Genomic DNA, 10,378 nt, shown 5'->3' with positions numbered 1-10,378 from the left:
CATCCTTTATTTTTCGAGTCAACACTTAATTTTAAACTTTCTTGCGATGATTTAAAACCTAAGTTTTACTTAACTCTCTGAGCCGTTGTGCCTCGCCATGCGTTGTCCGCTGCGCGTCGCCGTACCCCGTCTCAGTGGGGTCGCATTATAGGGAGAACAGATTTTTACGCAAGCACTTTTTTAAAGAAAAACTAAAAAAAAGCACTGTTCGGTCAATATATAAACTAAACCTTCTATAACAGGTAGTTTTATAACCAAAACAGGCCTTTTCTGGCCACTATTTAAGTGTTGCTGTTACACTCAAACAACTATAACTGGTATTTAAAAGGTATATACATGGCTATCCGTTCTTATAAAGGTATAACTCCCTCTTTCAATTCGTCTGTTTATGTTGATGAATCGTCTGTTTTGGTAGGCGATATTACTATTGGTGACAACTCTAGTGTGTGGCCTCTAGTAGCAGCACGAGGTGATGTTAACTATATACGTATTGGTGAACGTACCAATATACAAGATGGTAGTGTTCTTCATTTATCGCGCGCCACTAAAAACAACCCAGATGGTTACCCACTTATTATTGGTGATGATGTGACAGTAGGACACAAGGTTATGCTGCACGGATGTACACTTGGAAACCGTATACTTGTCGGTATGGGTGCTATTGTAATGGATAATGTAATAGTAGAGGACGACGTTATCATTGGTGGGGGTTCATTAGTACCGCCAAATAAACGATTGGAGTCTGGTTATTTATATGTTGGTAGTCCAGTTAAACAAGCTCGCCCATTAACAGAGCAAGAGCTTGCTTTTTTAAAAGTATCGGCAGATAACTATGTGCAATTAAAAGACGAGTATCTAGCTGAGATCGGCTAGATTCACTTCTATCTGGCCTGCCGAGTTATAACTTTCATCTTCTATAAGTTGCTCGGCACATTCTTCATAATCAAATCGGTACTTATCAAAATGCTGCGTTGCGTGGCTTTCATCTTGAAGCCCTAGCTTTCGTAAATCTATAATACACTCCACCAGCATTCCTGTTACTTGTGCATAAAAGACTAATTGGTGGGAAGGTTCTCTAAACTCAAGTCTATCTATAAACTGTATGGCTTGATTCATTTAAGCATGCCTTGTTTAAGTGCTTTAACAACAGGAAGTATGGCTGGCATTTTATTACGCCATACAAAAAATGCCTGTGCGGCTTGACCTACCAACATACCACTACCATCTAACAGCTTAGTATTTGTATTATGCTGTGCAACCCAGTTCATAAACACGGTATTTTGCTGGGAGTAAAACATATCATAAGCTACATCACAGCGATTTAAGTGCTTTTTATCAAGCGCCGGAAGTTCGTTATTCATACTGCTTGATGTAGAGTTTACGATTAGTGAGTAATCGCTTACTGGCAAATCATCAAATCCATAGCCTGAAACTTTTCCATATTCAGCAAATAGCAAAGCTAAGTCTTGCGCTTTTTTTACCGTACGATTAACAATAATGATTTCTGAAGGGTTGTGTTCAAGTAAAGGTAATATTACCCCTCTTGCTGCGCCACCCGCACCAATAATCAAAATACGCTTATTAGTAATTATCACTTCATTGGCAAGTAAATCGTTTACAAAGCCTACGCCATCGGTGTTATCGCCTAATAACGTGCCATCTTTGCGTTTTTTAAGTGTATTAACGGCACCAACAATTTTAGCAAGCGGGGTGAGTTCATCAGCCATGGCATACGCTTGCTCTTTAAATGGCATAGTTACATTTGCGCCTACCCCGCCTTGCTCAAAAAAGGCAGTTACTATTTTTTCAAAGTCATCGATAGGTGCTAATATTGCGCGGTAGTCGATTTGCTCACCCAAAGATACAGCAAATTGTTTATGTATCGCGGGGGATTTTGAATGTTTGATTGGATTTCCAAAAACCGCATATTTGTCCATTTTAAAACAACCTCTTTGCAGCTATATACTGCCTATTAACGATGATAAGTAATATGATTAAACGACTTTTTTCAAAATCTAAACCAGCCCCTGAGCAACCAGCGCCCACTCCTGAGAAAACACCGTATGAAATAATTGGTGGAGAAGCAGGTACCCGTGCTATTGCTAATAGATTCTACGACATAATGGCCAGCGATGAATACGCCAAACCATTATATGATATGCATCCTCTGCCATTAGATAGAATTCGCCAAGTGTTTTTTGAATTTTTATCGGGTTGGTTAGGCGGGCCTAACCTATTTACTGAAAAGCATGGGCAACCTATGCTGCGCAAGCGCCATATGCCGTTTGCTATAAATAAAGACCTGCGCGATCAGTGGATGTATTGTATGAATAAAACCCTCGATATAGAAGTAGACAACCCCCTACTGCGTGAAGGGTTAAAGCAATCTTTTGGACAACTTGCCACGCATATGATTAATGAGCACTAATTATTAACTGCTTAGCAAAAAGGCGCTGATATGCGCCTTTTTTAACTCATTTTATTATTTACAATTGCCACTCTCTGGCTATTAAATCAGTCTGTTTAGTACTTAGCCACTCTTGTGGACGTAAATAGTATTGATACAAATTAGCCTCTGCGCTGTCGGGCGCGGGCTTATAGTTGTATTCCCAACGCGCCAGTGGCGGCATCGACATCAATATAGACTCTGTGCGCCCACCGCTTTGCAAGCCAAATAAAGTGCCTCTATCCCACACAAGGTTAAACTCTACGTAACGACCGCGGCGATACAATTGAAAGTCGCGTTGTTGCTGTGTAAATTCATCATTTTTACGGCGCTCAATAATAGGTAAGTAGGCATCTAAAAAGCCATTACCAACCGACTGCATAAATGCAAAGCTCTGCTCAAATCCTAACTCGTTTAAGTCATCAAAAAATAAGCCACCCACACCGCGTGTTTCGTCGCGGTGTTTTAGATAAAAATATTCATCGCACCAGGTTTTGTACTTTGGATACACTTGTTCACCAAAAGGTGCACAAATGTCGTGTGCGACTTGGTGCCAGTGTTGTACATCTTCAAAAACGGGGTAAAACGGCGTTAAGTCAAACCCGCCGCCAAACCACCAAATAGGCTCTTCGCCTTCTTTTTCGGCTATAAAAAAGCGTACATTGGCATGACTTGTAGGAACATGTGGGTTTTTTGGATGAATAACTAATGAAACACCACATGCATGAAAGCTTCGCCCTGCAAGCTCTGGCCTATGAGCGGTCGCAGAGCCCGGCATAGATGCACCAAACACATGCGAGTAGTTTACGCCGCCTTGCTCTATTACATTGCCGTTAGTGGTCACTCGGGTACGACCACCGCCACCTTCAGCGCGCTGCCAACTGTCTTCTACAAACTTTGCACTGCCATCAGCCTTCTCTAAGCCTTGGCAAATAGTGTCTTGCAAAGCCATAAAGTAGGCTTTTACTTGTTCTAATAATTCGCTTTGCATATTAACCTCTAAACACTTTGCCGGTCATGGCATCTTTTATTGTACTGGGTTGCGTGTTCCCGCCTAACGGCTCGTCAACATAAAAGCCAACTTGCTCTGCAAATTGCTGCTTCGCCTGTTCAATACTAGTTACCGTGGGCTGACCAGTTAAATTAGCACTAGTAGAAACCAGCGGCTTACCTAATTTCTGGCATAAGCGCTTAACACTTGGATGATTTGTTACTCGTACAGCAATAGTATCAAACTGGCCTGTTAACCATTTAGGCGTATTTTTAGCAGCAGGCATGACCCAAGTAATAGCACCAGGCCAACTAGAAAAAATATCAGCACGCTTATCCATTGGTAGCTTTACATCGTCAACATACTTTAATAACTGACCGTAGTTATCAGCGATTAGAATAAGGCCCTTTTCAACGGGACGCTGTTTTATTTCTAGCAATTTCTCAACAGCTTGCTGATTATCTGGATCACACCCTAAGCCATAAACGGCTTCAGTAGGATATAAAATAACGTCGCCTTGCTCTAAGCAAGATATAGCCGTAGGCAATGTAGAAAGGTCTGACAAAATATGCTCCAGAAATTTATATTAATCAGTAGTGGTAAGTTTTTGCAGGCAACTTTTTTGTGGGCACTGTAGCACAATACCATTGGCCATTTTTTTCTCAATAACAAGCGGCCAATCGCACTTAGGGCATGGCTTGGCTATGGGTTTGTTATTTAGAGTGTATTTACAACTCGGGTAACAGTCGCATGAGTAAAACGTTTTACCAAATTTATTGCTGCGTGCAACAAGCTGCCCTTTTTTGCATTTAGGGCAGCTAGGTAATACTTCATCGTTATTATTCGGCTCATCATCGTGGGCGATGTAATGACACTCAGGGTACCCTGTACAACCAATAAACATGCCATAACGGCCGTTTTTAACCACCAGCGGTTTTGTGCACTGTGGGCAGGCTGAATCTTCAAGAACTTTAATTTCGTTGCTGTCGTAATGCGCTAATGGACGAATAAAATCGCATTTAGGGTAACTCGCACAACCCAAAAACGGGCCTGTTTTAGAGTTACGGATCACTAATTCAGAACCACATTGTGGGCAGACTTCGTATTCTTTTTCTAAGGCGTGTTTATCCGCCGAGAAAAGCGAATGGTCGATTTTACTCATGAGGTTCCTAATGGGTTGCTGAATTTTCGCCTAATATACCCAAACCACTTAAAGATACAAGCTGTGCATATATGTTTAAGTGGTTTGGCATACAATTTTAATGTAGAAGTTCGGTGGGTTCGTCAAATATGAGGTCTTCCATTTGCTCGTAAGCCTCTTCTGAGCCTGGTACGTTAAATAACACCATAAGCACCACCCACTTTAAGTCATCAAGCGAAATATAAAGTTTATCTAATGCGGCAAGCCGGTCCATGACCATTTCACGGGTTACACTGTTAACCACCCTTATTTGTTCTAAAAACATTAAAAAACCACGGCATTCAACGTTTAACATTTTGCATTCGCTATCGGTAAATATGCGCATTGCTTGGTGTGGCTTTGTAATTAGGTAAGGCGACTCATCGCTGCGTTGTAAATCAGCCAATTGCTCAAGCCAATTTAACGCTTTATAAATTTCGGTCTTATTAAAACCCGCGCGAAGTAATTCATCGGTAAGCTCGTTTTCTTCAATATAAATATCAGCTTCACTGTGAATGTAGTTTTCAAAAAGATACATGAGAATATCAAACATATTACCTTCCTGTGCTTAGCTTTATATACCCGTCTAATACTCGCTCTATTTCATCGTCTAATTCTAAATCGAGTAACCTTGCCAACACTTTATCGATTGGCCACTTAGTGCGATTTACAATTTCATCAACACTCGTCACCTCATACCCTATACTATTTAACACCTCACATTGCGGCTGTTTACTTACAGGTTCCTCTTTATTATATAGACCGCTTTGGTAAGAAAAGCTCACCTCATCTAAAATATCTGTTACATTTTCGACTAACTTAGCGCCCTGCTTTATTAAAAAATGACTCGCTTGCGATAAAGGGTTTTTAATAGAGCCCGGCACAGCAAAGACCTCTTTATTTTGCTCAATAGCGTAACGCACCGTAATTAATGAACCGCTTTTGATTTCAGCCTCTACAATAACCACGCCTAAAGACAACCCCGATATAATACGGTTTCTGCGCGGAAAGTTATGCGCATTAGCAGCGGTCCCCGGTAAAAACTCACTGATTAATAAGCCATGCTCTAATACTTGGTCTGTTAATAATTTATGGCGTTTGGGGTAGTAAATATCAACCCCAGTCCCTAATACACCAATTGTATTGCCATTATTGGCTAATGCCCCTTTGTGCGCGGCACCATCAATTCCCCGCGCCATGCCCGAGGTAACAGTAATACCGGCTAAAGTAAGCTGATATGCAAGCTCCGAAGCTATTTCAAGCCCCGTAGGTGTTGCGTTTCTACTACCAACTATGGCCACTTGAGGACTAGATAATAGCGCTATATCGCCTTTGCAAAATAGTAATAAAGGGGCACTGGCTATGTGTTTTAATTCAGCGGGGTAAAGCGCATCAAAAATACATACTACCGTAATGTTCAGCTGCTGAATTTGTTGCTCGTAATGGTTTACTTGCTGCCAGTTTGTATTGAGTAAGTTGCAGGCTTGGTTTTGGGTTAGGCCAAGCTGTTGTAATTCACTTTGGTTTAAATCAAATAATGATTCGAGGGGGTGAGTATGTGATAAGGCTAGCAGTGTTTTAATACCTAAGCCTTTACACATATAAAAGGCAAGCCAGTGGGCTAGCTTGCCAGATGACTGATCCATGCTCTCTCCTAGAGCACCGACTCGCTACAACTTAATGAATTACTACACTATCTCCAACGCGAATTGGGTGCTGATTTTTTGTTATTAATGCATAACTTACTTTGTCATACACTTTAAATACTATTAACTCACCCACTTTTTCGTATGGCATTGTCCATGTTGTGGTGTCTTCATTTGGCTCGCTACCAAAAAATTCACCCGCATCAGATAAAAGCTTTTCAAACTTGCTCGAATCCTCTGGATAACGCGGTCCTCGCGGGCCATCAATAACAGTGGGTGATTGGCGTTCTAAATCGAGGATATGACCAACTTCTATTTGTTGCTCAGCACCTAAGTTTAGCACCACTACATCCATTGTGCTGAATTCTCTTACTTGGCGTGGAGATGCAATAACACGCCCTGATACACTTTGCTGTGGACGATGCATATTAAAGTACGCTGGTAACATTTGTCCTTGCATTGCGGGAAGTAAAAAATCACCTTGTTGAATCTCTTGCTTTACTGACTCAACACGTAAAGAGGACGGAACCCCATTGCTTTCATCGCCCGTTCTAAATGCACGAGCCATGCCTACATACGTAGCGCGAGTAGCTAGCTCTTCACCAGTTTGGGTATCGATGTAAGGTTCGCCTTTGTGATAAATAGCATACGCTTTATGCACTTTTAAATCGCCCTTGGCGTATAAAATATGACCTAACGTTTGCGTTTTAGTATTTTCGTTTGCCCCTAAAATATACGGCTTATCATCTATGTCATCGCTGTTAATCGCTTGCTCATAACTTAAATAAGGTTTAATTATTTCAAGTGGCAAAGTGGTAATGGCGTTATTACCTTTTGGTGTAATACGCCCCTGTGGCGATAATTTTCTGTACGCTTTATTAATGACTAAACGCGGGTTACCGTCGGCGTCATACACTAACGCGAGTGCATCGCCTGGATAAATCAGGTGCGGGTTATCTATTTGCGGGTTCATTTGCCAAAGCTCTGGCCACAGCCATGGCTCTTCTAGATAAATGCCGGAAATATCCCAAAGGGTATCGCCTTTTTTTACAACATATTGTTTTGGAGCATCTTTTTTTATTTGTAAAACATCAGCAACTGCTGGAAAGGCAGTGCTTAGTGCAAACATAATTGCAGCCAATTGGGATTTCATTGGGCTTCCTTGTATTGTTTTTTCATTATTATTGACCAAAACCTGTTAAAGGGGAACGCGAATGGCTAAAATAAGAGCATACAATACCCTAAATTAAGCACAAGTGTAAAAAGGTAACTATGGCTAGGTTAGAAGTTTTAAGATTTCCAGATGAGCGTTTACGTACGGTAGCAAAAGAAGTTGCACAGGTTGATGACAACGTTCGCCAAATAGTAAAAGACATGCTAGAGACAATGTACGATGAAAACGGCATTGGGCTAGCTGCTACACAGGTTGATATTCATCAACGTATTGTGGTGATCGACGTATCAGAAGAACGCGACGAACCACTGGTTTTAATTAACCCACAAATTATTAAAAAAGATGGTTCAACAATTAGCGAAGAAGGCTGTTTATCAGTGCCTAACTCTTACGCAAAAGTAGACCGTGCTGAAACCGTAACCGTTGCTGCTCTTAACGAAAACGGTGAAGAATTTGTACTAGATGCAGATGAGTTATTAGCTATTTGTATTCAACACGAACTCGATCACTTACAAGGTAAACTATTTATTGATTACCTATCGCCATTAAAGCGTCAACGTATTCGCAAAAAGCTTGAAAAAGAAGCTAAATTTGCCGCGAAGTAATAAGCACCTTAGGAAAACTCAGTGACAAAACCACTACGCATTATATTTGCCGGTACGCCGGACTTTGCCGCTCGTCACCTACAAGCGTTAATTCAAAGCGAACACCAAATTGTTGGTGTTTACAGCCAACCAGACCGTCCTGCTGGGCGGGGTAGAAAGCTAAAAGCCAGTGAAGTAAAAGCGCTTGCGCTTGAACATGAACTACCTGTTTTTCAGCCACAATCATTAAAAAATGAAGAGGCCCTAACAGAGCTTAAAAGCTTAAATGCCGATATCATGATTGTGGTGGCTTATGGCTTAATTTTACCCAAAGCCATTTTGGAGGCGCCACGCTTAGGGTGTTTAAATGTGCATGGCTCTATTTTACCGCGCTGGCGCGGTGCTGCGCCAATACAGCGGGCAATTTGGGCTGGCGATGAAGAAACCGGTGTAACCATAATGCAAATGGATGAAGGGCTTGATACCGGCGACATGTTACATATTAGCCGCTGCCCTATTGCTGCAGATGAAACCAGTGCCAGCTTATACACTAAACTAGCTGAACTTGGTCCCGGAGCGCTTATTCAAACCGTTAATAAGTTAGCCAATGGCGAACTTACTGCTGAGCCACAAAACGACGAGCAGGCAAATTACGCTAAAAAGCTTTCAAAAGAGGAAGCAAATATTGATTGGACAATGGATGCCGTTCAAATTGAGCGTAATATTCGTGCGTTCAATCCATGGCCTGTGTGCTTTACTCAAATGGGTGAGCAAAGCGTAAAAATTTACCAAGCTTCAGTCGTTGAACAAACAGGCAGTGCCGGCGAAGTTTTATCAAGCGATAAAAACGGCATTGTAGTGGCATGTGGTAAGCAGGCATTGTGTATTACACAGCTGCAACCACAAGGAAAAAAACCAATGGCAATTAGCGACTTTTTAAATGGTCGTAGTGACTGGGTAACTCCAGGCACCGTATTAGGCGAAAACAATGAGTAATGTTCAAAACGTACGTGCGCTTGCCGCAGAAACTTTATATAACGTGGTTGATAAAGGCGCATCGCTAAATCAAGAACTGCCATTTGCCAGTCAAGGGCTGCCCCCGAAAGACAAAGCACTATTACAGCAAATTTGTTATGGCGTATTACGCTACCTACCTAGCCTTGAAAACTACTGCCAACATTTAGTAGAGCAGCCACTTAAGGGTAAACGCCGTATTTTTCAGTTTTTGTTGTATGTAGGTATTTATCAGCTGCAGCATATGCGCGTGCCACCGCATGCCGCTATTTCAGAAACCGTTAATGCACTAGGCCAAATGCGTGCATTAGGTTTAAAAGGCTTAATCAACGCTATTTTGCGTAGTTTTCAGCGCCAACAAAGCGAGCTGGAAGAAAAAGCCAAGCAAATACCAGTGTGTTTATATAACCATCCAAACTGGTTTATTAAGCAAGTGCAAGCTGCCTACCCAGACAACTGGGAAGCGCTTCTTGAAGAAAACCAACAACAAGCTCCTATGTGGTTACGTGTTAATCAAGCCCAATACAGCACGCAACAATACAGCGAAATGTTAACGGCTAACGATATTGAACACACATTAAATCCAGAGTTTGTTGATGGTATTAAACTAGCTAAGCCACGTGATGTATTCTCATTGCCAGAATTTGATGTGGGCGCCTGCTCGGTGCAAGATGCTGCAGCGCAATTAGCCGCACGTTTTTTGGCCCCTCAAGCTGATGAATACATTTTAGATGCCTGTGCAGCACCTGGCGGTAAAACATGTCATATATTAGAGCTTGCCGATGCAGAAGTATTAGCACTTGATAGTGACGCCACTCGTCTAGAGCGTGTTAAACAAAATTTGACCCGTATCGGCTTAGGCGCAGACCTACAATGTGCAGACGCCTCGCAGCCGCACACATGGTGGGACGATCAACAGTTTGACCGTATTTTATTGGATGTGCCGTGTTCGGCAACCGGTGTTATACGCCGCCACCCAGATATAAAATGGCTTCGCCGCGCATCAGACATTGAAGATTTAGCTAAACTACAAAGCGATATACTCAATAGCATTTGGCCGCTACTCAAGCCAGGTGGCACTATGATATACGCAACCTGTTCGGTACTGCCGCAAGAGAACCAACAGCAAGTCGCTAAATTTTTAGCTAATAATAGTGACGTTGAGCATATACCACTGCACGACAACGACACGGTTATCAACCCTGGTTTACAATTACTACCAGGTGAAAGCGACGGATTTTATTACGCTAAGCTAGTTAAAAAAGCCTAATAGCCGTACACTCAATAGCCATTTATTAAACAGTAAATGGCTATTTTTTAATTAAACAGTAATTCGGGTAAAT

At 41.9% G+C, this 10,378-nt stretch carries 13 protein-coding genes; 5 read left to right on the top strand and 8 right to left on the bottom strand.

The window, feature by feature from the left end; translation table 11 throughout:
• Positions 1 to 336: 336 nt before the first annotated feature.
• Positions 337 to 873, top strand: a complete 537-nt coding sequence (locus tag AN389_RS14790) for a gamma carbonic anhydrase family protein (RefSeq protein WP_055018531.1) — start codon at positions 337 to 339, stop codon at positions 871 to 873.
• Here the strand turns inward: AN389_RS14790 and AN389_RS14785 are convergent.
• Positions 856 to 1,116, bottom strand: a complete 261-nt coding sequence (locus tag AN389_RS14785; RefSeq protein ID WP_055016179.1) for a DUF1488 domain-containing protein — start codon at positions 1,114 to 1,116, stop codon at positions 856 to 858. The two genes, AN389_RS14790 and AN389_RS14785, sit on opposite strands and share 18 nt — an antisense overlap.
• Positions 1,113 to 1,937, bottom strand: coding sequence for a shikimate dehydrogenase (gene aroE / locus AN389_RS14780; RefSeq protein WP_055020139.1), 825 nt, complete (start codon positions 1,935 to 1,937; stop codon positions 1,113 to 1,115). The genes AN389_RS14785 and aroE overlap by 4 nt, the downstream gene beginning before the upstream one ends.
• Positions 1,938 to 1,990: 53 nt before the next feature.
• On the opposite strand from aroE, the gene AN389_RS14775 reads away from it, so the two are divergent.
• Positions 1,991 to 2,428, top strand: a complete 438-nt coding sequence (locus tag AN389_RS14775) for a group II truncated hemoglobin (RefSeq protein ID WP_055020138.1) — start codon at positions 1,991 to 1,993, stop codon at positions 2,426 to 2,428.
• Between the two features lie 58 nt (positions 2,429 to 2,486).
• Here AN389_RS14775 and hemF read toward each other — a convergent pair whose 3' ends face one another.
• The 6 genes from hemF to AN389_RS14745 form a co-directional block, all read right to left on the bottom strand.
• Entirely contained in the window at positions 2,487 to 3,437 is a 951-nt protein-coding gene (hemF, locus tag AN389_RS14770; protein WP_055020137.1) for an oxygen-dependent coproporphyrinogen oxidase, read from the bottom strand.
• A 1-nt stretch (position 3,438) separates the two neighbouring features.
• Positions 3,439 to 4,002 carry an L-threonylcarbamoyladenylate synthase gene (locus AN389_RS14765; protein WP_055016183.1) on the bottom strand — a complete coding sequence of 188 codons (564 nt, stop codon included), beginning with the start codon at positions 4,000 to 4,002 and terminating at the stop codon, positions 3,439 to 3,441.
• A 21-nt stretch (positions 4,003 to 4,023) separates the two neighbouring features.
• Entirely contained in the window at positions 4,024 to 4,599 is a 576-nt protein-coding gene (locus tag AN389_RS14760; RefSeq protein ID WP_055020136.1) for a type I DNA topoisomerase, read from the bottom strand.
• 97 nt (positions 4,600 to 4,696) lie between these two features.
• Positions 4,697 to 5,170 (bottom strand): DUF494 family protein, encoded by a 474-nt coding sequence (locus tag AN389_RS14755; RefSeq protein WP_055016185.1) that lies wholly within the window; start codon positions 5,168 to 5,170, stop codon positions 4,697 to 4,699.
• 1 nt (position 5,171) lies between these two features.
• Positions 5,172 to 6,263, bottom strand: a complete 1,092-nt coding sequence (dprA, locus tag AN389_RS14750) for a DNA-processing protein DprA (protein ID WP_055016186.1) — start codon at positions 6,261 to 6,263, stop codon at positions 5,172 to 5,174.
• A gap of 31 nt (positions 6,264 to 6,294) precedes the next feature.
• Positions 6,295 to 7,416 carry a LysM peptidoglycan-binding domain-containing protein gene (locus AN389_RS14745; RefSeq protein ID WP_055016187.1) on the bottom strand — a complete coding sequence of 374 codons (1,122 nt, stop codon included), beginning with the start codon at positions 7,414 to 7,416 and terminating at the stop codon, positions 6,295 to 6,297.
• A gap of 119 nt (positions 7,417 to 7,535) precedes the next feature.
• Between AN389_RS14745 and def the strand changes: the two genes are divergently transcribed.
• From def to rsmB, 3 genes are read left to right on the top strand one after another with little or no spacing between them, the layout of a single operon-like run.
• A complete protein-coding gene (gene def, locus AN389_RS14740; RefSeq protein ID WP_055016188.1) occupies positions 7,536 to 8,042 on the top strand; it encodes a peptide deformylase in 507 nt (168 codons plus the stop codon).
• Between the two features lie 21 nt (positions 8,043 to 8,063).
• A complete protein-coding gene (fmt, locus tag AN389_RS14735; protein WP_055016189.1) occupies positions 8,064 to 9,017 on the top strand; it encodes a methionyl-tRNA formyltransferase in 954 nt (317 codons plus the stop codon).
• Positions 9,010 to 10,305 (top strand): 16S rRNA (cytosine(967)-C(5))-methyltransferase RsmB, encoded by a 1,296-nt coding sequence (gene rsmB / locus AN389_RS14730; RefSeq protein ID WP_055016190.1) that lies wholly within the window; start codon positions 9,010 to 9,012, stop codon positions 10,303 to 10,305. The genes fmt and rsmB overlap by 8 nt, the downstream gene beginning before the upstream one ends.
• The last annotated feature ends 73 nt before the right edge of the window (positions 10,306 to 10,378 follow it).

The sequence above is a fragment of the Pseudoalteromonas sp. P1-7a genome (genome assembly GCF_001401855.1).
Lineage (GTDB): Bacteria > Pseudomonadota > Gammaproteobacteria > Enterobacterales > Alteromonadaceae > Pseudoalteromonas.
This window is presented reverse-complemented; position numbering and strand designations above follow the sequence as displayed.